The organism is Bacillus bingmayongensis (assembly GCF_000299035.1).
Lineage (GTDB): Bacteria > Bacillota > Bacilli > Bacillales > Bacillaceae_G > Bacillus_A > Bacillus_A bingmayongensis.
On the sequence record NZ_AKCS01000005.1, the window covers coordinates 156,581 to 181,773 of the forward strand.

The window sequence follows — 25,193 nt, forward strand, 5'->3', positions numbered from 1 at the left end:
TTTAAAAATACAAAAACATTTTACTTTATTGTATTTTATAGGACCAAAATAAAGGGATATACGATACAGATTTACTCTGTTTTATCTATCCCTTTAAAAACTATTTTTATAATGCCTTCTGATAATAAACAAGTGTTGTATTATCATTCAACTTCTTTTTTAACCCCGTCTTAATGTAACCTATTTTTTCATATAGATAACAATTACGTTCTTCTTCTAAAATTGTAGCCAATTCCCAACTAGTTGCTTGTGGAAACATCTTCTCTATTAAAACGAGTACTTTTTGAGCTATCCCTTTCCCTTGATAATTAGGCAGAATAAACATAGGACTTATCCAGAATTGCGTCGTCTTTTCTTTCCAAAATACACAAATAGCTCCCACGAGAATATTATCAACTAATATTTTATATAATCCACCGGTAGGATTGTTTATTCTTGCAATTACTTTCTCAATCGTTTCATTAGCAGGATTCGTTTTATAGTCCTTATATTTTTCTAATAACGGCATAAATGCCTCTACTTGAATATTAAAAATAGATTCTGCATCAAAATCTATCGCTCTTTCTAGTGTTATTTCCATAACAATTTTACCACCCTAATCGTTCCCGCAAAGAAGTAATATGTGCAGTATGATGACGACCGTGCCACGCATATAATCCGATTGCCACATTAAGTCTTGTTTCACCTGATTCTGGGTGATTAAAAGTTTTCTCAAGATCTGCCTGTTCTAAAGAGTTTAATAAATTTATCCATCTTTTATGTAGTGAATCTAATAATACAAGGGAAACGTCTACAGGTAATTTTGAATCAGGGAGCTCTGCCCATTTCTCCTCCATATACGGTTTAATTGTCGGGTTATTTTCTGTAAGTGCTAATTTAAAACGAATATAACTGTTCATATGACTATCAACAACATGATGAACAACTTGCCTTACTGTCCATCCGCCAGTTCGATATGGTGTATCTAACTGCTCTTTATCTAAATCTTTAATTGCCTTTGTTAGTTCTGTAGGGAGATTTTTAATTTCTTGAATCCACTTTTCTACCATTTCCTCCGTAACATTTCCTTCATGAGTAAACTTCCCAATTGGATAACGTAAGTCCTTCATTATAGTGTTCCCCTTTTGTTTTAAAATTTCTTTTATCATATTGTAGTATGTTTCCAAACGTAATGAATGAAATTAATCTTTTGACCATTTAGCTCTAAAACTGTTTTATCAATTGCGGCACCTGAAAAACCGCTTTTTTCTAATACGATTTGTGAAGCAATGTTATTATTGGTTGTCTTTGCATGAATTTCAGTAATTTGATTGTTTACTGCTTGATTTAGAAGTAATTGAATGGCCTTAGTTGCAATTCCTTTTCCAATAAAAGCTTCTCCTACACGATAACCAAGATATCCCAATTGTTTATCTTTCTCTATATCTACTAAGTTTATTCGACCAACAATGGTCTTTTCCATATTCCGTATGAGATAGAAGGAGGAAATGCCTTCTTTTTGTTCCTTTAACAATGTCTCGTGTTTGCACTGAAACGTCTCATACACATAGTAATCATCACCACGACTTGGTACCGTCTTTTCAAAAAAGGTTCTGTTATAACACTCAAAAGCAAACAACTCTTCCGCATCTTGTTCCTTTAATTTTTCTATGTATATTTCCATTCATGACTCATTCCTTTTTGATCAATTAACTATTATAAATTCGACATTTAATAGTTAACTTCCTTCTGCTTGTAGTAGGATTAACCTCCTCTATTTCTGTCGAGCCGTAAGAATAGCAAACCATACCTTAGGATGAAAAAGATGTAGAGGACTACGAATAAGGTTCATTACCCGAACCAAACGAATATAAATGTCTGTATTACTTGCGGAAAGTTGATATATTTTTTTCGTATACCATTGTTGAAATGGTTGTATAAAAGTTTTTTTTCCTTTTATCTTGGGATGGCGAAATGCTTCTGTTGTTACCATTTCCCAAGGAGTTGCAATAATCTTAGAAATACGCTTATAAAATTCTCGAGTAAAACCATTATGTAGCGATGTTGTTTTCATTAAACTCATTTGTAGCTCTACAGCTTCCATAGCAGCGACAGAAATTCCTTGTCCAAAAACTGGATCAAAGCGACAGTGAGCATCTCCAATTACTAAAAATCCTTCTGGCATATTTTTCACTAAATCAAATCGCCGACGTACTTGATAAGGAATCTTATGTATTTTTATATCTGTAATCGGTTCTGCTTGTTCAAGAAAATGAATGACATCTGGTGCAGGTAACTTATGAGCAAATGCAAGGAATTCTTCATCTGTTTTTGGTGCATTCTCATTGGCGTATCCGCTAAAAGTCACGAAATATCGATTGTCTTCAATAGTTTGAATAAAGGCACCATAAGGATTTTCAGGAAAGCTAGGAGAAATAAGTAAATTGCACCAATCAGGGCGTTCATTCTGTTTTAGACGGAATACCCTAGTCGCGTAAAATAATTGAATCCATACTTTTTCTTCTTTTACTTCTATTCCATGTATTTCTAACCACTCTATATTTTTCGAACCAAATCCACTTGCATCCACAACTAGATCTGCTTGGAAATTTTCTTTGTTTCCTGTTTTCATGCACCGTACTTTTACTCCAGAGATTTTGTTATGCTGTCGATCTACTATTAATTGTTCAACCATTGTTTCATACTTTGTTGTAATATTAGTTACTTGACTCATTCTTTGTTGTATATGCCACTCAAGCATAGGACGACTTTGTTGAACCGCATTCAAATCCCCAATAAATGGTTGTTTCCATAAACCAAAATGATGCCATTTCAAATCTCCCGTAAAATTATTTACAATGCCACCATCTTCTTTTAATTGGGTCGTAATTGCAGGAAATAATTTCTCAATTGCTACTTCACCACCCTTTAATAACACATGCGGATGATGACTTTGAGGTACTCTTTTTCGAGGGCTTTTTTCACGCCATTCTTCGCCTGCTTCTAAAATAATTACTTCTTGAAAAAAATCAGATAAAGCTTTTGCTGCTAGTTTTCCAGCTATACTACCACCAATAACTATTGCTTTTTCTAACATTTTTTACCTCCCGAAAGATATTTCCGCTACTTTCATGATGCGAAAATATGATTTTTTATTTTCCTTTGTATTCTCCTGGCATATTAATAGAATCATAAAATAAAAAATCCTGCTATAAAATTTCACAGCAGGATTTTTTTATCAACATTTATTCATCTTTCCCATTCATTACAAGTACTGCGTAAACAAATAACTAACATGTAATTATGTTTCACCAGCAAGCCCCATCATAAAATAAGTTTACTGCTTGACTGTGCTTCTTAAAATTTCTTCCTCCTTAAAATACGCCAGTGAACTGTAAAGTTAAAATTAAAGCACCTAGAGCCCATACATAATACGCGAAAACTTTAAGGGAATGCTGTTTTAAGTATTGGATCATCCAAGATACTGCAATATATCCGAAAAATGCCGCAGATAAAGTACCAACGATTAACGATGTAGTTGAAATGGTTTCAGCTTTCCCTTGGAATACGTCCACAGATTGTAAAACGATAGCTCCAACGATAGCAGGCGTTGATAATAAGAATGAAAAATATGCCGCTGTTTCACGATCTAATTTTCTCCAAAGTGCAGCGACAATTGTCATACCAGAACGAGAGATTGCTGGAAAAATAGCAAACGCTTGAAACGAACCAATAATGAAAGCATCTTGATATGTAATGTCATCCATTTTCTTACGTCCATTTTTTTGTTTCTCTGCCATATATAAAAACAAACCTGTCACTAAAAATTCCCACCCAATTGTTACACCTGTTTTTGAAATCTCTTCAAAGAAGTCTTTAAATAATAGACCGATAACGACCGCTGGAATTGTTCCAATAACAAGTAAGAAAGTAAGTTTTGAAAATGGATTTTTAATTAAATAGATAAACTCTTTTTTATAATAAATAAACACTGCTAGCAATGTACCAATATGAAGCATCGTGTCTAAGAAAAGACCAGCTTCATCTAAGTTAAATAAATGTCTTCCTAAATACAAGTGACCGGTACTGCTTATAGGTAAAAATTCCGTTAACCCCTGAATAATTCCTAATATAAAGGCTTCTAACCAGTTCATGGTGATCTCCTTTCTTGTTTGCTTGTACCAGTATATGTTTATTTTTACCTGTTATGAAAGAAAGGAAAAGGAATACGAGGTATAGGGATTTTTCAGACAAAAAAAGAGCGCATACACGCTCTTAATATACTGAAATTTGTTTTCCTTTGAAACTAACGGCTCCTTGTTTATGCAGTAATATTACAACGATACCGCATTTTCCTTAATTTCGTATTTAAACTAACCTTCTCTGTTTGCTCAAAAAGAAAAAACCGAAATCTATCTGCGATTTCGGTTTTTTCTTTTTTATAAACGATTAAACCTTTTTCAAAACGGTAGGGCTTTTTTTATTTTGTTACTTTTTCGCTTCTATAATACGTTTCATCGCTTTCATTTGACCGATATGATCTGCTTCATGGTACAGCATCATACCGTAAAGCTCACCTACCGTTCCTAATCCTAAGAATGGCTCTGAAAGTTTCTTTTCAAATGATTCTTCCGGAATTCCATTAATGCGCTGTGCTTGTTCTTGCAATTGAGACATTAACACTTCTAATGAAGGTCCTTCTGTTTTCCATTCAGATGGTCTTGTGCCATATCCAAACAGACCAGAATATTCACTTGGCAAATGCTTAAACTCTTTTCCAAACATGAAAGACTCTGCTGCAGTTAACACGTGACCAATATGCCAACGGATTGTGTTGTTGAAGCCCTCCGGCTGCTTATCCGCAGTTTTTGCATCCAACGTTTCCATAAATTTAACTAATGCTCCACGGGTTAATTCAAATTGTTTTAAACCTACTGTTCTATTCACTCTATCGTTTCCTTTCTTATGTACAGTTTATTTAAATCTACCAGAAACAATCACGAAATACATCTAATATGCTTAACGAACTCCAACTAGGTGGTCTTTTGCTATTGATTGTTTTTTACTTCTAAACGAGAATACATAGTAAATAAACATAAAAAAGATACCCTCACGAGTGCCTCTCTCCGATTTAAACTACTTTCTTACACAATGTTTTAGTTATTACAAATAACATGAAACTGTTGATTAATAAGCCTGCTAAATTTACATAAAAAAGGTTTGTTCTTGCGAAATTATACAAACCCATTAAAGTAAAACCAAGAAAAATAAGTGAAGCAATTATAAGTGCTACTGTTTTTTGTTTATCTTTATTCGCATGCATTTTATTCCTCCTAAAATTAGTATTTTATTTCAATCAATTGTGTATGAATAATAAAGTCGTTTAATTATATTCTTACAAATACAATAACCATCTATCTGTTTAACGAAAAAAACATGACCTTAATATAGTACTAAGATCATGTTTTAAATTGCTCTTATTTTATTTATAAAATACCTTATCAACATTATACTTCGCTTGAAGCTCATTAATAATATATGTTTCGTAAATTTCTCTTTCCGTTGGATCTTCTACAATACATACATCAATGCGGTATACTTCATCACGATGTGCTTTAATTGGTGAAACATTGTCTTCAAAATGCTTTTTAATACGCTGTCTTATTTTACGTGCTTTCCCAACAAAGAGAAGTTCGTCATTAATATTATAAAACATAAAAATGCCGCCTTTATCTCTTGGGAACAAGTGGAAATCGATGAATCCATGAATTGGAGTAATTCTTGGCTCATCTCCTTTTATCACTTGTTTTCTTTCTGTTATAGAAACATCAACTGCAGGTATATCAATTTTAATCAAGTTACTTCACGTCCTCTTTTATTATAAAGGTAAATAATAGCACAAGTATGTAAGAAAAGCTATTCGTGTTGATTATAAATGCAATTTAATTAGATTTGTACAAACGATTTGCTAAAAAACAACTTTTACTATCTACTAAATATTATAGGTATATCTTTTATGCATTTTCTCCAAATCATATGATCATATGATTTACCCCAATAATCCTTTAGCAAAAAGTTAGGCTCTCCAAATTTTTTCTTCCATATTTTCTGTGCGTTAGTATATCCGCTATCCAAACAGAATTCTTTAATCCCTCTACCTAATAAGGTAAGGAGTACCACATTTAAAAGTAAATTTCCGATGCCGCGTCTTTGATAATTCGGAAGTACAAATAAAGTACCTAGTTCATACAAGTCTTTTAATGCGCCATCTGTGCAACTATTAATAAGTTTACTGGATGGACCAAATTCAATTGTGCCGATAATTTTATTACAACGTTTATCTACAGCTATCAAAAAATATCGATTTTTCCCATCGTTATCAAAGTCACATTTCAAGTACTGCTTTTTAGTTTCAAGTTCATTTTCTATGTCATCAGCCAACTCCGATAAACCTTCTCTAGCAAACGTATCCATAATGACTGTATGAAACAATTGATTTAACTCTTCATAATCTTCAATGGTTGGTCTTCTTATCCCAACGTTATAGTTATACATTTATGGCAACTCCTTAATCCTTTAAAATTCTATGTGTAATTGTTTTATGTTTTTGATGCTATCTATTTCAAAATTACAATCCATATAGCTTTTCTCCAACATACTCAAAATTCCCTCTGCACATATAAAATTTACTACGGACATTGTAGAAAGAAACAACAAAAAAGATTAGGTAGTTATTCCTAATCTTTTTTGTTTCTAGATCTAATAACTATTCAATTGCACCAGCTACATCATAATGACTTAAATCTAATTCTATCGGTTGTCCTAAAGCAAGTTTCGCAAGTTCAGAACCTAAGTATGGACCCGCTGTTAATCCAGAAGCACCTAGACCATTCGCAACTAGTATACCTTTAAACTTCGGTAACGGACCAATGACTGGGAGAAATCCTGGTGTAAATGGTCTAAAACCAACTCTCGTTTCCAGCATCGTACTATTTTCTAACCCTGGTGCCACAGACAATGCCTTATCAAAGACTTCATGTAAACCACCCGCTGTAACACGATAATCAAGACCAGTATCATTTTCATGTGTTGCTCCCACAACTACACGGCCATCTTCAAAGGTTAAAATATACTGATCGTTTGGCGGCATAACAACTGGCCAGCTTTCAGTATTCATATTTGGCATATGTAAATGAACAATTTGTGCTTTTTGGAAAGTCACAAGAAAGTTAACCCCAAGTGGTTTTAGCAATTCATTTGCCCACGCTCCTGCTGTAACAATCACTTGATCTGCCGTTACTGTTTCACCATTTACAGTAACACCTTTGACATGATTATTTTCATGAACTAAAACAGCATCGCCTTTTATAAAAATAGCACCATGCTTTTTCGCAGCATTTACGAGAGACTGACGAAGCGCTCTTCCATTTACTCGAGCAGCACCACTTATATGTACTGCAGCATATTCTTCAGATAATGGCGGGAATAAACTATTTGTTTCCTCTGGCGATAGACGAGTGATTTCACCGATTTCCGGAGCATCCTCACGTCGCTTATACGCTCGCTCCTCCATTTGATCTAACTTTTTATCATCTGTATGTAAGCTAATAGCACCTACCCGGTTATACCCTGTATCTGTTTCGCCGTCATCTTCTAATTGCTGAATTAAAGAAGCATAATATCGCGCCCCGCCTTTGGCAATTTTGTACCAAGCTTGATTACGACGCTGTGAAAGCCAAGGACATACAATTCCTGCCGCCGCATCCGTTGCTTGCCCTAAATCCTGACGGTCAACTAATGTAATATGAGCTCCTGTCTTAGCAAGGTGATAAGCAGTAGACGCTCCTAAAATTCCAGCTCCAACTACAATATACGATTTCATTTCAAACACCTTTTCTTATTCATTCTTTTAAGTTTTATTTACTGTATAAAGGTTCTACACATTTTAGATGCTGTAAAAAAGCAACTCTCATAAATCCTGAACCATATTCAGTATACTTGAAGGAGAGGTTTTTTCAACTTTTTCATTCTATTAATTTTGTCATCATTATGTATTTTAATATCGAAAATCGAATTTCATAAAAAAACATATCCTTGATTCCTTATTTATAACATGAAATCAAGGATATGTTTTACATCTTGAGATTAAACATACATATCTACTATTAATGGGGCATGGAGACTGCAATCTTTAAAAAGTTAGGTCATTTTGACATACTCCAGTTCCACTACTGAAACTTCTTTATTTCTTCTTTCTGCGGAATAAATCAAGTGACTTATATCCTTGTGAAAGGATTTCAATCATTTGCTGCTCACGCTTTTCACGTGTTTGTTGCTGCTTTGCTGAGAATATGTGACGTGCCCAATCTTTTTGATATCCTGGTGTTAAACCTTGATAAAACAGAAGTTCATTTGGGTGATCAGCTAATAATGCTTCTACATCTTTAATATTCTCTACATAATCAGCAACACATTGACTAGCAGCAGATGTTTTCTTAATTTTCTTTTTTTCGCGTTTCAAACCAACGACAGTAAAGACATCATCCATACTTACCATTCGTGCGAACTTGATATCACTATTATCTACGTATCCATCTTCTCCAACGTTCATTGCTGGAAATATTTCATCTCTGTGAATAAAAGTTTCATAACGAGTGTTACCTTTTTTCGGATAAGCAAAAAATAAATAGCCTTTTTCAAGTAATAGTTGTTTATTAAGAATAAGTTGCGTGTGCTGTACCATCTCATCAATTGTTTCTACAAAAACGAAAATAGCATCATGATCGTTTGAAAGAGTAGTTGCTTGTTTAGTAAAGACATCGTAATCTTCCGGTTGGTTGACAACCACCATATTTGTATATTTGTTAAGATTTAATTTATCGATAATTGTCATTGCTGGCTCCTTCTTTCAATTCAAGTTTTCATTATATTTTATTATTTCATAGCACAATATTACTATAGGAAGTATCACCAGTAAATCGAAAAAAACTACGCTTTAAAAGAGTCATATCACCAACCTTAGCAACTCTCCCCGCAACATCGGTATCATTAATTACCTTTATTAACGCATTCTTTAATATCCCTTGAAGTGTTGCAGCAGTTCCATGTTCGTCACTCCTTCATTCATATACTCGAGTATATAAAGAGATATATTAAAATGTCTTTTTATTTATTAATAGTCAATTATAGAATAAAACATGTAAGCAACAAAAGCTTTCAAAGATTTTAAAGGATTATACTGTTTTGATTATGAGTATTTTTTCTTAACAACTTCCCGTTTTGGGAGAGCATTTTTAAAAAGTGAATATAGGGATGAAGGTATTATAACTATAGAGAGGAAGTGGAACCTTTGAAACTAAACCATATCAATCTAACGGTCACTGACGTTAACGCTGCTCGAAAGTTCTTGGAGAAATATTTCAACCTACAAACTAAGAGTACGCATGGCGATTCATTCGCTGTACTGTTAGACGAAGATGGATTATTGCTCGCTTTGATGAAAGGTACTCAGGTCAGTTACCCGAAATCCTTTCATATAGGTTTTTCGCAGGAGAGTGAAGAACGGGTGAACGAGATCTATCAACACTTGAAGAATGATGGATTTGATGTAAAACCGCCAAAAAGGACTCATCGCTGGACATTCTATGTTAAAGCCCCAGGTGGATTTAACATAGAGGTGTTTAGTTAAATGAAGATATTCAATGATCGTTCAATAGCAGAATATTTTAAAATGTAATCTTAAGATTACATTTTAAAATAATATGAATGGACATCCCTCCTGACTCATGACATACTGGTTATTCATTGGACTTCTTTGGTTTGCTATACAGAGATACCAAAATACAACTTAGATATTTGAATCAAAAAAATCCAATTCTAACCTATATGTGGTTAGAATTGGATTTTTCATATCTATTTTACTTCACATGTTTTTTTCAAAATGTTGGCGGTATCCCATGCCAATCAAGCTAGTGAAAAGAAATACCCCATTGTCATCAATCTAACAGAACAGGTTGCCCCAAAAACGATAAAAATGAACAAAATTCTCATAGATAACTGTGGATAGATAATAATTTTGTTTTGTGAGCATTTCAAAATATTAGCAAGGTGGACGGGGTTATTCATTATTTAAGTTGATGGACAGGTGACGATACCCCAAAGAGAAGTTTCATTACCTTTTCCATCTATCAATTTAAGAATCTATACAAAAAAGAGGAAAAAGAAAATCTCAATCCCCCAGAATTCTTGTCCAATCACTCTTTTTATATAATTCATAAGTTAATAATAAAGGGAGGGGAATCCTATAGTGACTTTACTACAATTAATTAGACCATCCGCATTTAGAGCTGTAAAAGCATTTAACCAGAATGTAATTATTGAACGATTTCAACAGATTACGTATGAAACTAAACAATTTGATTTAAAAAATGAATATAATATATCCGATTCAACCTTTGTTCCTCAAAGAAAGGGAGTATATATTATTACTGCAGGTGCAGCATTTCTTGCTAAATTTCCTTTTGATACTTCTCGTACTACAACAATGTTAATACGTGTAAATGATATTGATATCGTCAAAGAAGATCACCATTTTGTGCCAGAATTAGCTGGACGACCTTATGCCGTAAGAATAAGTACTATTCTACAATTAAATAAAAGGGATAAAGTCCAAGTATGGACAATTATTAGCGGAGGAAATATGACTATTTTGAATAACGAAGGAACACATTTTGAAGCAGCTAGATTTTCATCTCCATAAAATTGCATCATTGTATCAGTATAATCACAATTAACTAAAAATATTTTTTTTCTTTTTAATTATAAAAAGAAAAAAGAGCTTTTTTCAAAGCTCTTTTTTCTATCTAATTATTCAATACGAAGTGCTAAAATATCTCTACAATCTAAAACAATCACAGTTCCTGGTTCTGTTACATTATCTACAAAAGTTGCACAAAAATTTTCCATATTGAAATTAACAAAAATAACGTCTTCGATTGTATTTCCACTTAAAAAAATATCTACTTCTGTACCTAATGGTAAAGTTACTAACTGTTCACATACGCATTTTTCATGACGATGAGACATTTAAAAACACCTCCTTCTAGAAATATTGAATTCATTATATTCTATGTTTAAATACAAGAATTACTTGTTTCATAGTCTATATTGAACTCATTATATTCTATGTTTAAATACAAGAATTGCTTGTTTCATAGTCTATATTTCAAAGAAGTGGTATTTCACTATCCTATACAAGATTTCATACAAAAAAAGAGACCAAAAAAATCGCAAAGATCTTTAGAATCCCCGCTATAACAACAATGTATAAAATCATGTATATAAATTGGACAAGTACAAAGGAATAACGGTATTTTTTATACCATTATTCTTAGGTTTTTTACTTTTCATTAAAATATATGTCTCTCCTAACTGTTTTGTAAAGTTTTCGATGATTCTACAATATCAACTGTTTGTATCACTTTCGCAAAGGTCACTAATCGATGCATTCTGATAAACCAAGGTAAATCTTTTAAAATATATTCATCAATTCCTGTTAGTTCGTATAAGCAATGATTAATCTGCACAGATAATAATGTATAAGTTCTCTATGATTGTATTTTTCACTCTTTTCGGCCTTATCTATGTACATTTATTTATTTTTTAGTTATATTATGGTTATTGAATGATTACGAAATTTAATCTTTCGCTTATAAAAAGATCTGTATTTTTTATATCCATAACAACACTACAAAATGTATGAAAATCCATTTGTCGAATGAATTCTACACGGAAGGAGGATTGTTGGTTGTTCATCAGGATATAAAAATCAGTTTTCTTTCATTAAGAACGCTGATAAAAAATACAGGAGGCGACATGATGTTTCGTACGATTTCAAACTTTATGAGAGTAGCTGAGATAAGAAGGAAGATCCTTTTTACACTTGCGATGTTAATTGTTTTTCGAATTGGCACGTTTATACCAGTTCCTCATACTAACGCAGAGGTATTAAAAGTACAAGATCAAGCCAATGTTTTAGGTATGCTTAATGTATTTGGCGGAGGAGCTTTGCAAAACTTCTCAATCTTTGCTGTAGGTATCACGCCATACATTACAGCTTCCATCATTGTACAGCTGTTACAGATGGATGTTGTACCAAAATTTACAGAGTGGGCAAAGCAGGGTGAAATGGGCCGCAAAAAATCAGCTCAATTTACCCGATACTTTACAATCATTCTCGCATTCATTCAAGCCATCGGAATGTCTATTGGCTTTAACAATATAGCAGGCGGACAGTTAATTTCTAATCCAGGCTGGACTACATATTTATTTATCGCTACAGTGCTAACTGCTGGTACTGCATTTTTACTTTGGTTAGGTGAGCAAATTACTGCAAACGGCGTAGGTAACGGAATTTCAATGCTTATCTTTGCAGGACTTGTTGCGGCAATTCCCAATGTAGTAAATCAGATTTATTTACAGCAATTCCAAAATGCCGGAGATCAACTCTTTATGCATATTGTCAAAATCGTATTGATTGGATTAGTTATTTTAGCAATCGTTGTCGGTGTTATCTATATTCAACAGGCAATTCGAAAAATACCTATTCAATATGCAAAAGCTGTTTCAGGGAATAATCAATATCAAGGAGCGAAAAATACTCATTTACCTCTTAAAGTAAATAGTGCTGGTGTAATCCCAGTAATCTTTGCTTCTGCATTTCTCATGACACCGCGGACAATCGCACAGCTTTTCCCGGACTCTAATGTTTCCAAATGGTTAAGTACAAATCTAGATTTTGCACACCCATTTGGCATGACACTTTATGTTGGTCTCATTATTGCTTTCACATACTTCTATGCATTTATTCAAGTAAATCCTGAGCAAATGGCGGAGAACTTGAAAAAACAAAATGGATATGTTCCAGGCATTCGTCCGGGTAAATCAACAGAACAATATGTAACAAAGATTTTATATCGTTTAACGTTTATTGGTGCCATCTTCCTAGGCGCTATCTCAATTTTACCACTTGTATTCACGAAGGTTGCTACTTTACCACCTTCTGCTCAAATTGGTGGTACAAGTTTACTTATCATTGTAGGGGTAGCACTAGAAACAATGAAGACATTAGAAAGTCAGCTTGTAAAACGTCATTACAAAGGATTTATAAAGAAAGTAAACTAATGCTTTGTACATACAAACTCAATATAATGGTCCCCTCCCGTTTTATATACGAGAGGGGTTTTCATGTTGCTTTATAAAATAGTTTATATAAATGTTGAGTTATCAGAAAGACTTTGTTTTCTTTTTTGAAAAAAGATATTTCATCCTCTGATATTGCTTTATATTCACTTAATTCTTCTTACTATTCAGTAAGCCTTTTTCATAAATAAAGCTGTCCACAGTCCAGAGACACCAAATACTGTATTTGATTGATTTATCTCTTTCATTCTACGTATTTCTACCTCAGAAAAGTCTCTAAAGATGGCTCTAAGTTTTTCAGCTGTAAATCCTAATCCACCTTTAAGACTTTGTAGTTTGTATACTTCCCAATCCGTTATGTCTGCCCCACCTAATTCTCCACCCTGAACAAAACAAGTGATTGCAAAATAACCACCTGGTTTTAAAGCCTTGTTCACCAAATTTATATAATTCATTCTTCTGTGTGGTGCAATATGATGAAAGCATCCTGAATCATACACAATATCGTATGTACCCTCTTCAATTTCTAAGTCAAAGATATTGTTATTAATAAAATTTACATTTTTTTCTTTTGCACGTTCGGTTGCCCATTGAATTGATTCCTGTGATAAATCTACTGCATCAACTAAGCATCCTTTTTCAGCAAAGTAAATTGCATTTCTGCCTGGACCGCATCCAAGTTCTAGAACTTTTCCTGGATTAAGTAATTTTTTCTTGAAATAATTAACTAGGTTCTCATCTGGTTTATTAGTGAAAAAGGGTACTCCTTTTTCACGATTTGAATAAAAATCATCCCAAAATTGAGTTGGTTCACGTAATAATGAATCTAACATATTTAATAAATCTTCATAACTACTAATTGTTTCTTTCACAATAACCCCTTCTTTCCAATTAAATCTTACATTCTAATTGTACTAATAATTAGAATAATTCGTGTTTCTTTAGGATTAACAACACTTTAAATCCAAATAGATTTAAACTCTCTACATATGCCTATTTATGCTAATTTAACACGCATAAAGATACCTAATTTTATTTTTATATTACTTTAAAAGTATTTACCTCACTCTTTCTTAAAATCCAATCAAACAATTAGAAATGTCCTTAGAACCAGAATGTAATTCTGTTTTTTCGGAATTATCTTTACGATTATTACGACAATATTGCAAATGGAGTGGATATACATTCTCATTAAATAAAGATGTTTCTTTGATTATTTACATAAATTCTATTACCAGTAGTAAGAAAATGAGCACATTTCTTACTGAAATATCACCAATTTGTATCAAGCTGATCCTTTGCAGTCCTCAAAAATAAAATTTAGCTTATTATATTTTGCTATAAGCAATGTAGCTCATTTTTCGTTTTTAAGGTAACTTGTTTTCTTAGCTTGATAGGCATGTGACCGTACTCCTTATAAATAAAAAAATCCTTTTTGGATTTTTTAGGTTCGTAGATATGTTGAATTTCGATATTGTTACATAATGTAAACCTTACAAAAATAGAATACACATATAAAGTTCTCAACCACCCTCTCTCTCAAATAGGATGATTGAGAAAAAGAGAGGATAAAAACGGGAAAAAGAAGACTTTATTGATTAAGAAAGGATTGGTGAAGAACCATGAATCAAGTAAGTGATAAAATCCGAACATACTTTGAGGAGTTCAATCGGGCGCATAATGCGTTTGAGCCAGATCTTCTGGCTCCTCATGTAAGTAATCCCCTGGTGGGTGCCGATCCTAGTGGCGCTCTTCAGATAGTCTCAAAAGAAGATTATCTGGCAGGGACTGAAAAAAGTCAGGAATACTTACATTCCTTGGGTTTTCAATTCGTCAAAACGACCCCAGTTGAAGAGATTCCTCTCAATCCTTACTATACAATGGTGAAAACAAAGGGTACGATGCGCCTTGAAAAAATCCCGGGTCAACCAATAGATCTGATCCACGATACTATTTACATCTTGTACATTAAAGATGAAAAACCAAAAATGGTATTTACTCTTTCTCACGAGGACCCTATGAAAATGGCGGAAGAGCAGCATGGTATATCCTACAATGGTCAAAGTTCATGGGATGATATGCTGTAAATATAACTAAATACCTTGTTACCGAAAATACCCCTTTAGATAATTTTATCCAAAGGGGTGAAGTTGAATTTTATTTTAAACTAACATTTAATTTATATAACTTTGAAAAACAGCAGTATACATATTAAAAACTATTTAATTACATATCAATTCCATTGTCATAAACACACTATTTGGATCCTCTTTATATTCCGAAAACGGTTTGCAATATTGAAATCCTATACTTGTATACAAATTTCTAGCTGGTTTGAATACATCCATAGATCCTGTTTCTAAACTTAACCTCTGGTAACCACGTCGCTTTGCTTCCTCAATTATATGTTGAAGAAGCCGCTTCGCAACACCCTTTCTTAAATGTAAAGAAGCAGTTTTCATTGATTTTATTTCTCCATGTTGGCTATTGAGTTCTTTAAGTGCGCAGCATCCAACTAAATCATTTTCTTCCCATGCACTCCAAAATGTAATATCTTCTTTCCGCAATCCGTCTAAATCTAGAGCATGTCTGCTTTCTGGAGGAGAATGTAGTGCCATGCTTTGCAGATGATCCATCAATAATTTTTCTACTTCAGTACCAGTTAAATCATCTATTTTTATCTCCATAAGACTCCCCTTATTATCAAGATTTCCCTTACTTTTTATAAATTCATAAACAAACATACTAACTTTTTTAATTGATGCTTGCGCTCTAACTCCAAGAGGAGCACTTGTTATTCTCTAGCGGTTCTTCTTTAATACCGGAAATCATAACATCTAGCATTTCCCCCCCCTTTTATTCAAGTTGTTTAATGGGATTGGAAAAGCCTCATGAATCCTCTCATAACTTATATAAATCAAGCGGCTGTATTTGTACAAAACGGTTATTCCATACAGATTCATGATGCTCTATAATTTGCTCTGCGCTGAGTTGGTTACTATTTAATGTACTATGCGCGCTTTTTACTAGTAAATTATGCTGATAACCCTTACTATAGGCGATTCGTATTGTCGTATCTAAACAAAATTCAGTTTGAGCCCCCACGAAAATCAGTTGTTCGATACCTAATTTTTTTAATGTTTCCTCTAAAGTAGTTTGATAGAAGGAGTCCCATGTGATTTTCTCGATTACAATATCACTAGTTTCTCGGTACAGCCCTTTATGTAATTCCCAAGCGTACTTACCCTTTGCCATTTCATTTGATGGATTTTGGTCTGTATGCTGGATGAAAATAACCGGTACAGCCTTGGTTTTTGCCCAGTTAATGACCATATTTACATTCTCAAGCAACTGTTCATGCTGATATAAGTAATTTTTTCTTCTGAAAAAAAGATTTCTTGCAAATCGATAACAATTAATGCTTGTTTCACATGTATCTCCCCTATCCGTTTGTTGAATTAAAATTTTTATTGCCCTTTAATATATATTATCTATCTTCTACTTCACACTTCAAAAGAGCCCTATTATATACAGGGCTCTTTTATTAAAATGATATATAATTATAACATATAAAAAGTTCTAACTCTATCTAATAGTTTGTTTTTTCTGTTATTTATAGGTGCGTTAAGTTTCTATAAAAGTATTATTCTTCAATTTCATAACTAACATTCAATCATGTTACGTTTCTTTTTTCAATAATCCCCCCTGTTTAAAGTACACTTTAAGTGTAGAACGATTTGCTAAAAATACACCGATTAAGATTAAGCATGCTCCAATCCCCATTACTGGATTAATCGGTTCTCCTAAAAATACATATCCGGTAATAACAGCAATTAATGGAGATACATACAGCCAAGTTGATGGGAATACTGGATTGGTCTTTGACAAGAGCCAATAATATAGTCCATGCCCACCAATTGATCCTACAAATATAAGATATAAAATCGGCCACCGTACGCTCCAAGAGGTTAATATAGCTAGATTGGGTTGTTCTATGAGAATAGAAGCAATCAGCAGAAAAATTCCGCCGTAAAACATTTGAATTCCATTTATGAAAAACGGTGATACTTTCGGTAAGTCTGAAAGTATTTCTTTTGAACGGATGGAGCCTATTCCGTAAAATAATTCACCGACTAATATGATAAGGCAAGCAATACTCCATATGAAAGTAAGTTGCTGGTGCATTCCAGGTAAGGAGATACCGCTCACTCCTATAAGCGCTATGATTAAGGCAAAGAGCTGTTCCCTTTGTAGTTTTGTTTTATTTCTCCTCGATTGTAGTAATAAGATCATCATCGGTCCTGTTGCAGAAAGAACAGCTGCTAATCCTGAAGAAATATGCTGTTCTGCCCAATATAATGTTGCGAACGTCATAAAAGTTAAACAAAAACCAGCATACATAATCCGTTTAGATAACAAGTACGGCGTAACATCTTTTCGCTTTAACATAAATATGATAATGAGAATAATACCTGCTAAAAAGAAACGAATTCCCGCCGAGAATAATGGCGGGGCCCCCGCTTCAATCCCAATTTTTATCGTTAAAAATGTTGTCCCGAAAATGATACAAATCAAAATATAATTTAAAATGACCATTCTGTTTCCTCCTTTTCATTCTTGAAATGAGTATAGAAGAAACAGTGTATAACAGTACATTAAGGTATATAACAGTTAAATGAATTTTTATTTGATTGTAGATATTATTTCAGTTTTAATAAAAGAAAAAGAAATCCAGGTGAAATCATGAAGATTGTACTGCATAAAAAATCTAATATCCCAATCTACCAACAAATCTACATGCAAATTGTTCAGCGTATTCAAAATGGCATGTTAGCAGAAGCTGAGCCCCTCCCTTCTCTACGTAGCATGGCAGATGACTTGAAAATAAGTGTATTAACAGTTCGTAAAGCATATAAATGGCTCGAAACAAAAGGTTTTGTACATATTCAACAAGGGAAAGGTGTTTATATAAAAAGAAACGAAAATCATAATCCAAAGACGCCTGAACCATATAAATGGCAACATTTGAAAACAGTTAATGTCGCGAGATCTCAACATGTACTAAGTGGACATAGAAAGTATTATGATTTTTCACAAGCAATCCTTTATCCTCGTCTATTACCTAATCCATTTCTTTCAAATGAAATGCAAAAAATAATAAATAGAGATCAAATGATATTAGCCACTTACGGACCTGTCCAGGGAGATGAGGAACTACGCATAGAAATCACAAAATATTTAAAGGATTATCAAGATTTAACGATTAATCCAGCCCAAGTATTAATTACTAGTGGTGCCCAGCAAGGGATTGACTTAATTGCTCAAACGCTATTAAAGCCAGGAGATATAGTATTGGTAGAAAGCCCATGCTACGGTGCAGCGATTGATGTATTTGTAAATAAAGGCGTGCAAGTCATACCAATTGAACTTGATGAACAAGGGATTCGTTCTGATTTAATCGATGAAGTTTGTCAAAACAAAAAACCAGTTTTATTATATGTGAATCCTACCATCCAAAACCCTACTGGAACTGTAATGAGTAAACATAGAAGGGCTGAACTTGTAGAACTAGCAGAGTTGTATCAATTTTTTATAATTGAGGATGATTCTTTTGGAGAAATATATTTCGAAGAAGTTAAACTCCCAACTCCACTTAAACACTTAGATACAAATGGTCATGTCATTTACTTAAAGGGATTTAGTAAAACATTAGCACCAGGACTTCGCATTGCAGCATTAGTGACAGAAGGACCAATCTTTGACTGGCTATACGCAGTAAAAGCTTCAATGGATATAGGGAGTCCACTATTGACTCAAAAAGCCATTCTCCCTTTTTTACGAGCTGAGAGAATGAAAAACCATTTAGAAAAACTACGCACTGCCTTACAAGTTCGACGTGACACGGCAATAAAGATACTTTCTCCTTTAACAGATACAATTTATTTTCAAAAGCCGCAAGGTGGTTTTAATTTATGGATCAAACTCCCTGATTCAATAGATTCTTTTGCATTACTTGAAAAGGCAAATGAATCTAACGTTTCTTTTTTACCTGGAATTGCTTGTTATGTTCATGAATCACAACATAATCATTTACGTATCAGTTATTCAATGTTAAGTGAACAAGATTTAATTGTTGGACTACAAAGACTTTATAAAATTATTTATGATTTTCAAAAATGAAAGAGGGGGAATCTATCCCCCTCTTTTTATCTCATTGATGTTGTTAACGATGTGTATGTATTTATTATCCAAGTGACAAAAGGCTTCAATGTATATGTATTCTTATCAACCACTATACTAATTAAACTGCCCATAAAAGCACTTCCAATAATATCAAATGGATAATGATGTCCTACCCAAATACGTGAAAAACCTGTCAAAATGGCTAATACCCACATAATAGAACCAACTAAGCGGTCTCGAAGTAAAACGGAAGTCGCTATAGCAAAAGCTAATGCCGTATGTTTACTTGGAAATGAAGAATTTTTCATTGCCGGGATAAGTAAACGAACATCACGTGAAATAAATGGGCGCGGCTTGAAGTAAAAGCGCTGAATGATCCGGTTTACAAATAAAGTGAGTCCTGCCGAAACACCAGCATACAATATAACTTTTTTGTATACATTACTTCTAAACCACATAAAAATTAGCATGAAAAGGTACACATATCGAGCTTTCTGAGAAATTAACACCATAATCGTATCCATTGCAGCATTACGTTTAGCAAGACGATTAATAACCTTAAATAGCATATAATTCATTACAAATGTTCTCCTTTATCTCTGAATCTGAAACGGTATATACATATCATTCCCTTTCCAAAGACAAACATGTAACTGTAAATCCAAGTTGTGGACATATCTAGTCAGCGTATAGGACTCGGTCGCTCAATTTTTCGTACAACCGTCAAGTTTCTTCCACAGGAAATTGCTCACTTCTGCATATGGTGCTTAATTCTTTCGACTAATCTTTTGGAGATTACTGTTCTGACTATTCTTAGTGCCGTAAATCTTGTTGCTTTCATATATTTATTAAGTCAACTGATGAATAAAAAGAGAAAAACGCTCTATGACTGGATTGCAGGAACGAAAGCAATTTCCAAATGGCAAGTCAGTAAACATTTGTATGCACCAAAAGTCAAGATGGTCCCCACAATCCATAAACCATCCCACCAACAAAGAACGCTAAAGCTATAGCCATGGCAATAAAAACAAGAATTACATTTTTATTATTTTCCATAAAATTGTCTCCTTATAATTTTTTATTCTGTTCAATGTTTCAAAGTAAAAAACCTTTAGTCATAATTATGGCTAAAGGTTACTGTCATCATACTTAACATAAAGAAAAAGGTCGACTCTAAAATTACAGATGATTACGAATGATACACTTGTTTAATTTGACCTCGTATTTCACCATCTGGATGGTTTTCTGTATGAACATTTACATACGTATTTCTATCTTCCATTTCTCTTGCAAGATCTAATAAAGACATCCCTTGTAAAGGTCCGACAAGATCGCTTTCTGTAATTATCCCCGTTACCACCACTCTATCGACACTAATACCAGGTGTAACTGGCCCAAAAAGAAATGCGACAACATCGCCTTCTTCACCCCTCATTCCTAAATGAATATGAGCAACTGTTAGCTTGTCTATGTCATTGACAACCAATTTAAATCGAAGTCTCGTAAAGTCATTGTTAAATTTAAATTGCGCTATACCACAAGCATCTGTTCTTACGGGAGGCACTTCTTCCCGCCCTGTTAATTTAGCAAAAAAACATTTAGACATAATATGGTCCACTTCCCTATTTATTTAATACTATATTTATATTCACTTAATGAAAAATGGCTTGTTCGCTTTCACTATAAAAAGGTATTTGGCTCATATGATAACTATCTGTATACTAAGATGCACTTTTAACAAGGCGAATCATATAGTGTTTTAAACAATTCCTAATAAAGTAGGTGAAGACTATGCCCTCTGTTGTCGGAAATCTTGTCGTTCAAAATAGTAACGGTTCTTTTAACTTAGGTGATTTTTATAACGTTTCTCCGAAAGAGAATACAAAAGCTTATAACGGTTCAGGCTCATCAAATGTTGCTTTTATTACTAATACCTTTAACGGTGTGAGTGCAACGAATACATTTGATTCTGATGTTGCAGACCAAAATCAAGTTGGAACAGCATGATGATGTAGTAAAAGCATTTACAAAACCGAAAAATGAAGGATAAAACACCTTATATGTAATGTGTTTTATCCTTCATTTTATTTTAACATTTTATAAAAACGATATAATATCACCGTTCGCTTATAGCGTTCTCTTCAAAATATTTTCCCCAATCAGGTTGTCTTCCGTCAATATCTCTAAATCCATATTCCCTCGCTAACTCCCATGAGCTAAGTGCTTTTCCTGTTTTATTATGAACATTCGAATCACTTGCTAAAGCAGCGATTGCCCTTCCAATAAAGAAAGGTGTTTCGGATGCGATAAAGTGGGGCTCTTTCTTTGCACCTTCTTGCCAATTTTCCTCCGTTACACCAAACAAATCTAACATAGCTTCAGAACGGAGGAAGCCAGGGCTTACCGCAACAGCAGTAATATGATGTTTCTTTAAATCTTTCGCCATCGCTTCCGCTAAGTGAATTGTTGAGATTTTCGCTAAACTATAATATAGATTTCCACGGTATTGATAATCTACACCATCTGTAATTTCAATGACAAGCCCTTTCTTATTCTTCACCATAAGCGGTACACCATAATAACTTGTCATCATATGCGAATGGACGGCACGCTGTTGCATCAACAATCCGTTATGTAAGTTATGCTCCCAAAAAGGGTTTCCCCATTCAGTAAGTGGATCTCCACCCCAGACATCATTTACTAAAATATCAAGCTGCCCGTTTTGTTCTACTTGAATTCTTTCAAAGAGTGCTTTTATATCTTCTTCGACTGTATGATCAACGCGAACAGCAATCCCTTTTCCTTCTTACTTTGTAACTAGTTCTGCTGTTTCTTCAATCGTTTCCGTTCTTCCCATTGATGATAAATTACCTTTTGTACTTCTTCCTGTTACATATACAGTTGCTCCAGCTTCACCCAGCATCATTGCAATACCTCTTCCAGCACCGCGTGTTGCACCGGCTACGACTGCAACTTTTCCTTGTAATGGTTTCATATAAAATTCTCCTTAATGTTAATTTTTTAATTGAATCAATTTAGGTACATGCTCACGATCATATTTTTTTGTATGTTTCTCTCCATCTGGAGTAACAAATTGTAGCGTAATCTTACCACAAACACCAGTGTAAAATTTGAACCCGCCTTGTGAATTTGAAATAGCACGTTCCTTATTTGTAATCGAATCTTCATAAATTTTTACATCTGCAAAAGGTAAGTTGTTATGATCTACAACAGTTGCTTTTATAAGCATAGCAACCGCTGTACATTGTTCTCTTTCTTTATTGTATATCACAATTGCTATCGCTCCGGTTCCTACGACAATACATATCAACAAGGTATTATGTTTTTCTTCATAATAAACCTCCTATATGAAGGATTAGTCTTTCTTAAAATGGAAATCTACATCATTCACTTGTTTCATTTCTTCAATTATTTTATGGATACCTTCTTCAATTTTGTTTTCTTTCACATTTGATACATTTAATTTTAAAAGCTTTTCTTTATGGAAAGAAGCCAAATAATTTTTATCAACAGTCTCTATAAATACTTGATTTTGCCTTAATTTTTTAATAAGCATTTCCGTAATAATATTTTTTTGTAATGATAAACACGTATGTATTCCTATTTTGTTCCCTGTTTTATATGTAAATAGATGTTGATTTTCTTTATAAGCTTTTTCTAATGCTCTAAATAATGCCCTGGATCTATTAAAATAAGACAATCGAATTTTTTGTTTATGCCGTTCAAACATCCCGCTTTTTATGTAAATTTCCAACGCAGCTTGTGAGATCATTGAACTATCAATATCTAATATTTTTTTATATGTATGAAAATCCTCTGCAATAGAAGGAGGAATGACTGCCACGCCTACTCGTAATCCAGGGAACATAACCTTTGAATAACTTTTTAAATAGATTACATGTGAGGAATTATCGTAACTATATAGTGGATTTTCCTTTTGATTTTGTTCTAAATCTGCTAAATAATCATCTTCTACTATAAATACATTGTATTTCTTTGCGAGAGAAATAATCTTTTCTTTTTCTGTCTTAGAATATGAAGTGCCAAGTGGATGATGAAATCTTGGAATTGTATAAAAGAACTTAATTTTTCCCGTTTCGAATATCCTTTCTAACTCAATTAAATCAATACCTTCAGCAGTACGTTTTATACCCATTACAGGGATTCCATTTGTTTCTAGATATTCAATGTATAGATGATAACTAGGTTGTTCAATAAGCACTGCTTTATTTTGATTTGGAAATGGTATCGAAGTTAATATTGCTAGTGCTTGCTGGACTCCTGAGGTGATAAAGATGTTTTCTTCTTTTGTGAAAACTTGATAGTTTGCTAGTTGTTTTTGCACAACTGAAATTAAAGATGGTAACCCTTTAGGTGTACCGTATATAAACAAATCATTCTTATACGTATCAATCGCTTTATTAATACAATGCTGAAAATCTAAGTAAGGAAATACATCAGGATCCGGAGCTGACGAAACAAAGTCAATATTTTCCGTTTCATCTACTTCATAATTCGCCGTTTTCTTCACTACATAATATCCACTTTGAGGTACGGAATAAATAATATGACGTTTCTCTAATTCATGAAGCGCACGTATAATTGTTGCTTTATTGCACTGATATTGTGTCACAAGTGAACGTATCGACGGTAATTTCTTTCCTTCTTTTATCTCTCCTTTTTGGATCATGCTTTCTAAATCATTTAATATATTTAAATATTTATACATGATTATCCTCCATATCTATTTTGTACCGGTACAGTTTATATTTGTTCACATTGTAGCACTGACTCAGAAAGATTACCATGTACATATACTGGCCAGTAACAAATTGACTATATGAGGTGAAATTATGAAAAATACAACGAAAGCATATTTAGCCGCATTACTATATGCATTTATTATTGGTTTTTCATTTATGTTTGTGAAATTAGCATTAACAGTTACAAGCGCTCTTGATACACTTGCTCATCGTTTTACGGTTGCTTTTTTAATAGCAACTATTCCTGTCATATTTGGTTTTGTAAAACTAAATATTTCATCCAAAACCATACTTGCAATTTTGCCAATAGCAATATTTTATCCTGCACTATTTTTCGCTTTTCAAGCTTTCGGTTTAGTATATACCAGCTCATCTGAAGCTGGTATTATACAAGCTGCTATACCTATATTTACAATGATTTTAGCTTCTTACTTTTTAAAAGAATATACAAATGCATGGCAAAAAATATCTGTACTCATTTCTGTAATGGGCATCATTTATATATTTGTAATGAATGGTATGAAGACTCATGAAACTAGCTTTATTGGCATTATACTTATTCTGCTATCGGCATTATCATCTGCTTGCTACAATGTATTAGCCCGGAAAATGACAAAGAGATTCAAGTTAATAGACTTAACATATATGATGACAACGATTGGTTTTCTTAGCTTCAATTTAATAGCTGTCATTGAGCATATGAATAAAGGTACAGTAAATGTATACTTTAAACCATTTACAAACGGGACATTTCTTATATCCATTTTATATTTAGGATTATTGTCTTCCTTGCTAACAGCATTCTTACTCAATTATTCATTGTCTTATATTGAAGCAGCTAAAATGAGTGTTTTTAGTAATCTATCTACACTTATTACAATTATTGCAGGAGTATTATTCTTACACGAACAAATTGCATATTATCATATCGTTGGAGCCATGATGATCATACTTGGTATAGTAGGAACAAACTTTTTGGGTAAAAAAGGAATCCATAATAAAGAAAAGAATATCTCTATTAATGACTAAAAAAGTGAGGGATATTTC

General features: G+C 33.3%; 27 protein-coding genes and 3 pseudogenes. 8 read left to right on the plus strand and 22 right to left on the minus strand.

Going from position 1 to position 25,193, the window contains the following annotated elements; translation table 11 throughout:
• Positions 1–106 precede the first annotated feature (106 nt).
• The 11 genes and pseudogenes from Y7E_RS0100885 to Y7E_RS0100935 form a co-directional block, all read right to left on the minus strand.
• Positions 107–594, minus strand: a pseudogene (locus Y7E_RS0100885) (GNAT family N-acetyltransferase).
• A complete protein-coding gene (locus Y7E_RS0100890) occupies positions 588–1,109 on the minus strand; it encodes a YfiT family bacillithiol transferase (RefSeq protein ID WP_017149429.1) in 522 nt (173 codons plus the stop codon). The pseudogene Y7E_RS0100885 and the gene Y7E_RS0100890 overlap by 7 nt, the downstream one beginning before the upstream one ends.
• A 35-nt stretch (positions 1,110–1,144) precedes the next feature.
• Positions 1,145–1,663 carry a GNAT family N-acetyltransferase gene (locus Y7E_RS0100895; RefSeq protein ID WP_017149430.1) on the minus strand — a complete coding sequence of 173 codons (519 nt, stop codon included), beginning with the start codon at positions 1,661–1,663 and terminating at the stop codon, positions 1,145–1,147.
• A gap of 90 nt (positions 1,664–1,753) precedes the next feature.
• A complete protein-coding gene (locus tag Y7E_RS0100900) occupies positions 1,754–3,076 on the minus strand; it encodes an FAD-dependent monooxygenase (RefSeq protein WP_017149431.1) in 1,323 nt (440 codons plus the stop codon).
• A 277-nt stretch (positions 3,077–3,353) separates the two neighbouring features.
• Positions 3,354–4,133 (minus strand): undecaprenyl-diphosphate phosphatase, encoded by a 780-nt coding sequence (locus Y7E_RS0100905; RefSeq protein WP_017149432.1) that lies wholly within the window; start codon positions 4,131–4,133, stop codon positions 3,354–3,356.
• A 334-nt stretch (positions 4,134–4,467) separates the two neighbouring features.
• A complete protein-coding gene (locus Y7E_RS0100910) occupies positions 4,468–4,926 on the minus strand; it encodes a DinB family protein (RefSeq protein ID WP_017149433.1) in 459 nt (152 codons plus the stop codon).
• Between the two features lie 184 nt (positions 4,927–5,110).
• The gene (locus Y7E_RS0100915; RefSeq protein ID WP_017149434.1) at positions 5,111–5,302 is read right to left on the minus strand and encodes a hypothetical protein; all 192 of its coding nucleotides are present in this window, start codon (positions 5,300–5,302) and stop codon (positions 5,111–5,113) included.
• Between the two features lie 159 nt (positions 5,303–5,461).
• Complete coding sequence (locus tag Y7E_RS0100920; protein WP_017149435.1) at positions 5,462–5,836, minus strand: nucleotide excision repair endonuclease; 375 nt, start codon at positions 5,834–5,836, stop codon at positions 5,462–5,464.
• Between the two features lie 128 nt (positions 5,837–5,964).
• Entirely contained in the window at positions 5,965–6,534 is a 570-nt protein-coding gene (locus Y7E_RS0100925) for a GNAT family N-acetyltransferase (RefSeq protein WP_017149436.1), read from the minus strand.
• A gap of 211 nt (positions 6,535–6,745) precedes the next feature.
• Positions 6,746–7,861, minus strand: coding sequence for an NAD(P)/FAD-dependent oxidoreductase (locus Y7E_RS0100930; protein ID WP_017149437.1), 1,116 nt, complete (start codon positions 7,859–7,861; stop codon positions 6,746–6,748).
• Between the two features lie 360 nt (positions 7,862–8,221).
• Positions 8,222–8,872, minus strand: a complete 651-nt coding sequence (locus Y7E_RS0100935) for a YdeI/OmpD-associated family protein (protein ID WP_017149438.1) — start codon at positions 8,870–8,872, stop codon at positions 8,222–8,224.
• Between the two features lie 456 nt (positions 8,873–9,328).
• On the opposite strand from Y7E_RS0100935, the gene Y7E_RS0100940 reads away from it, so the two are divergent.
• Positions 9,329–9,667 (plus strand): VOC family protein, encoded by a 339-nt coding sequence (locus tag Y7E_RS0100940; protein ID WP_017149439.1) that lies wholly within the window; start codon positions 9,329–9,331, stop codon positions 9,665–9,667.
• Between the two features lie 618 nt (positions 9,668–10,285).
• Entirely contained in the window at positions 10,286–10,738 is a 453-nt protein-coding gene (locus Y7E_RS34015; protein WP_017149440.1) for a hypothetical protein, read from the plus strand.
• Between the two features lie 107 nt (positions 10,739–10,845).
• On the opposite strand, the gene Y7E_RS0100950 is transcribed toward Y7E_RS34015, so the two are convergent.
• Positions 10,846–11,064: a hypothetical protein gene (locus Y7E_RS0100950; protein WP_017149441.1), complete on the minus strand. Its 219-nt coding sequence runs from the start codon at positions 11,062–11,064 to the stop codon at positions 10,846–10,848.
• A 341-nt stretch (positions 11,065–11,405) separates the two neighbouring features.
• Entirely contained in the window at positions 11,406–11,564 is a 159-nt protein-coding gene (locus tag Y7E_RS34020; RefSeq protein WP_237741325.1) for a hypothetical protein, read from the minus strand.
• A 292-nt stretch (positions 11,565–11,856) separates the two neighbouring features.
• Between Y7E_RS34020 and secY the strand changes: the two genes are divergently transcribed.
• Positions 11,857–13,161, plus strand: coding sequence for a preprotein translocase subunit SecY (gene secY, locus Y7E_RS0100955; protein ID WP_017149442.1), 1,305 nt, complete (start codon positions 11,857–11,859; stop codon positions 13,159–13,161).
• Positions 13,162–13,346: 185 nt separating this feature from the next.
• Here the strand turns inward: secY and Y7E_RS0100960 are convergent, their stop codons facing one another.
• Positions 13,347–14,051 carry a class I SAM-dependent methyltransferase gene (locus Y7E_RS0100960; RefSeq protein WP_017149443.1) on the minus strand — a complete coding sequence of 235 codons (705 nt, stop codon included), beginning with the start codon at positions 14,049–14,051 and terminating at the stop codon, positions 13,347–13,349.
• 750 nt (positions 14,052–14,801) lie between these two features.
• Between Y7E_RS0100960 and Y7E_RS0100965 the strand changes: the two genes are divergently transcribed.
• On the plus strand, positions 14,802–15,266 hold the full coding sequence (locus Y7E_RS0100965) for a hypothetical protein (protein ID WP_017149444.1): 465 nt from the start codon (positions 14,802–14,804) through the stop codon (positions 15,264–15,266).
• Positions 15,267–15,401: 135 nt separating this feature from the next.
• Here Y7E_RS0100965 and Y7E_RS0100970 read toward each other — a convergent pair whose 3' ends face one another.
• The 3 genes from Y7E_RS0100970 to Y7E_RS0100980 all read right to left on the minus strand — a co-directional run bounded on the left by Y7E_RS0100970 (position 15,402) and on the right by Y7E_RS0100980 (position 17,775).
• Positions 15,402–15,866 carry a GNAT family N-acetyltransferase gene (locus Y7E_RS0100970; protein ID WP_017149445.1) on the minus strand — a complete coding sequence of 155 codons (465 nt, stop codon included), beginning with the start codon at positions 15,864–15,866 and terminating at the stop codon, positions 15,402–15,404.
• Between the two features lie 214 nt (positions 15,867–16,080).
• Positions 16,081–16,512: an isochorismatase family protein gene (locus Y7E_RS28855; RefSeq protein ID WP_017149446.1), complete on the minus strand. Its 432-nt coding sequence runs from the start codon at positions 16,510–16,512 to the stop codon at positions 16,081–16,083.
• A 345-nt stretch (positions 16,513–16,857) separates the two neighbouring features.
• Complete coding sequence (locus Y7E_RS0100980; protein WP_017149448.1) at positions 16,858–17,775, minus strand: DMT family transporter; 918 nt, start codon at positions 17,773–17,775, stop codon at positions 16,858–16,860.
• A gap of 147 nt (positions 17,776–17,922) precedes the next feature.
• On the opposite strand from Y7E_RS0100980, the gene pdxR reads away from it, so the two are divergent.
• On the plus strand, positions 17,923–19,359 hold the full coding sequence (pdxR, locus tag Y7E_RS0100985; RefSeq protein ID WP_017149449.1) for a MocR-like pyridoxine biosynthesis transcription factor PdxR: 1,437 nt from the start codon (positions 17,923–17,925) through the stop codon (positions 19,357–19,359).
• Between the two features lie 26 nt (positions 19,360–19,385).
• Here pdxR and Y7E_RS0100990 read toward each other — a convergent pair whose 3' ends face one another.
• Positions 19,386–19,940: an undecaprenyl-diphosphatase gene (locus tag Y7E_RS0100990; protein ID WP_017149450.1), complete on the minus strand. Its 555-nt coding sequence runs from the start codon at positions 19,938–19,940 to the stop codon at positions 19,386–19,388.
• Positions 19,941–20,030: 90 nt separating this feature from the next.
• On the opposite strand from Y7E_RS0100990, the pseudogene Y7E_RS34025 reads away from it, so the two are divergent.
• Positions 20,031–20,252 (plus strand): annotated as a pseudogene (locus Y7E_RS34025) (RDD family protein); the annotation flags it as partial.
• 299 nt (positions 20,253–20,551) lie between these two features.
• Here the strand turns inward: Y7E_RS34025 and Y7E_RS0101000 are convergent.
• Complete coding sequence (locus Y7E_RS0101000; RefSeq protein WP_017149452.1) at positions 20,552–20,968, minus strand: CHRD domain-containing protein; 417 nt, start codon at positions 20,966–20,968, stop codon at positions 20,552–20,554.
• A gap of 185 nt (positions 20,969–21,153) precedes the next feature.
• On the opposite strand from Y7E_RS0101000, the gene Y7E_RS0101005 reads away from it, so the two are divergent.
• Positions 21,154–21,369 (plus strand): spore germination protein, encoded by a 216-nt coding sequence (locus tag Y7E_RS0101005; RefSeq protein WP_017149453.1) that lies wholly within the window; start codon positions 21,154–21,156, stop codon positions 21,367–21,369.
• A 109-nt stretch (positions 21,370–21,478) separates the two neighbouring features.
• Here Y7E_RS0101005 and Y7E_RS28860 read toward each other — a convergent pair.
• The 3 genes and pseudogenes from Y7E_RS28860 to Y7E_RS0101020 all read right to left on the minus strand — a co-directional run bounded on the left by Y7E_RS28860 (position 21,479) and on the right by Y7E_RS0101020 (position 24,112).
• A pseudogene (locus tag Y7E_RS28860) lies at positions 21,479–22,357 on the minus strand (SDR family oxidoreductase).
• Positions 22,358–22,375: 18 nt separating this feature from the next.
• Positions 22,376–22,657, minus strand: coding sequence for a hypothetical protein (locus tag Y7E_RS0101015; protein WP_051128641.1), 282 nt, complete (start codon positions 22,655–22,657; stop codon positions 22,376–22,378).
• Positions 22,658–22,738: 81 nt separating this feature from the next.
• A complete protein-coding gene (locus tag Y7E_RS0101020) occupies positions 22,739–24,112 on the minus strand; it encodes an aminotransferase-like domain-containing protein (protein ID WP_017149457.1) in 1,374 nt (457 codons plus the stop codon).
• A 124-nt stretch (positions 24,113–24,236) separates the two neighbouring features.
• Between Y7E_RS0101020 and Y7E_RS0101025 the strand changes: the two genes are divergently transcribed.
• Complete coding sequence (locus Y7E_RS0101025) at positions 24,237–25,175, plus strand: DMT family transporter (RefSeq protein WP_017149458.1); 939 nt, start codon at positions 24,237–24,239, stop codon at positions 25,173–25,175.
• Positions 25,176–25,193: the final 18 nt, after the last annotated feature.

What these genes read in the sequence shown, in the direction of transcription:
- Y7E_RS0100890 (WP_017149429.1), bottom strand. Translation starts at nt 1,109, where the DNA reads ATGAAGGACTTACGTTATCCAATTGGGAAGTTTACTCATGAAGGAAAT.
- Y7E_RS0100895 (WP_017149430.1), bottom strand. Translation starts at nt 1,663, where the DNA reads ATGGAAATATACATAGAAAAATTAAAGGAACAAGATGCGGAAGAGTTG.
- Y7E_RS0100900 (WP_017149431.1), bottom strand. Translation starts at nt 3,076, where the DNA reads ATGTTAGAAAAAGCAATAGTTATTGGTGGTAGTATAGCTGGAAAACTA.
- Y7E_RS0100905 (WP_017149432.1), bottom strand. Translation starts at nt 4,133, where the DNA reads ATGAACTGGTTAGAAGCCTTTATATTAGGAATTATTCAGGGGTTAACG.
- Y7E_RS0100915 (WP_017149434.1), bottom strand. Translation starts at nt 5,302, where the DNA reads ATGCATGCGAATAAAGATAAACAAAAAACAGTAGCACTTATAATTGCT.
- Y7E_RS0100925 (WP_017149436.1), bottom strand. Translation starts at nt 6,534, where the DNA reads ATGTATAACTATAACGTTGGGATAAGAAGACCAACCATTGAAGATTAT.
- Y7E_RS0100930 (WP_017149437.1), bottom strand. Translation starts at nt 7,861, where the DNA reads ATGAAATCGTATATTGTAGTTGGAGCTGGAATTTTAGGAGCGTCTACT.
- Y7E_RS0100935 (WP_017149438.1), bottom strand. Translation starts at nt 8,872, where the DNA reads ATGACAATTATCGATAAATTAAATCTTAACAAATATACAAATATGGTG.
- Y7E_RS0100950 (WP_017149441.1), bottom strand. Translation starts at nt 11,064, where the DNA reads ATGTCTCATCGTCATGAAAAATGCGTATGTGAACAGTTAGTAACTTTA.
- secY (WP_017149442.1), top strand. Translation starts at nt 11,857, where the DNA reads ATGTTTCGTACGATTTCAAACTTTATGAGAGTAGCTGAGATAAGAAGG.
- Y7E_RS0100965 (WP_017149444.1), top strand. Translation starts at nt 14,802, where the DNA reads ATGAATCAAGTAAGTGATAAAATCCGAACATACTTTGAGGAGTTCAAT.
- Y7E_RS0100970 (WP_017149445.1), bottom strand. Translation starts at nt 15,866, where the DNA reads ATGGAGATAAAAATAGATGATTTAACTGGTACTGAAGTAGAAAAATTA.
- Y7E_RS28855 (WP_017149446.1), bottom strand. Translation starts at nt 16,512, where the DNA reads ATGGTCATTAACTGGGCAAAAACCAAGGCTGTACCGGTTATTTTCATC.
- Y7E_RS0100980 (WP_017149448.1), bottom strand. Translation starts at nt 17,775, where the DNA reads ATGGTCATTTTAAATTATATTTTGATTTGTATCATTTTCGGGACAACA.
- pdxR (WP_017149449.1), top strand. Translation starts at nt 17,923, where the DNA reads ATGAAGATTGTACTGCATAAAAAATCTAATATCCCAATCTACCAACAA.
- Y7E_RS0100990 (WP_017149450.1), bottom strand. Translation starts at nt 19,940, where the DNA reads ATGAATTATATGCTATTTAAGGTTATTAATCGTCTTGCTAAACGTAAT.
- Y7E_RS0101000 (WP_017149452.1), bottom strand. Translation starts at nt 20,968, where the DNA reads ATGTCTAAATGTTTTTTTGCTAAATTAACAGGGCGGGAAGAAGTGCCT.
- Y7E_RS0101005 (WP_017149453.1), top strand. Translation starts at nt 21,154, where the DNA reads ATGCCCTCTGTTGTCGGAAATCTTGTCGTTCAAAATAGTAACGGTTCT.
- Y7E_RS0101020 (WP_017149457.1), bottom strand. Translation starts at nt 24,112, where the DNA reads ATGTATAAATATTTAAATATATTAAATGATTTAGAAAGCATGATCCAA.
- Y7E_RS0101025 (WP_017149458.1), top strand. Translation starts at nt 24,237, where the DNA reads ATGAAAAATACAACGAAAGCATATTTAGCCGCATTACTATATGCATTT.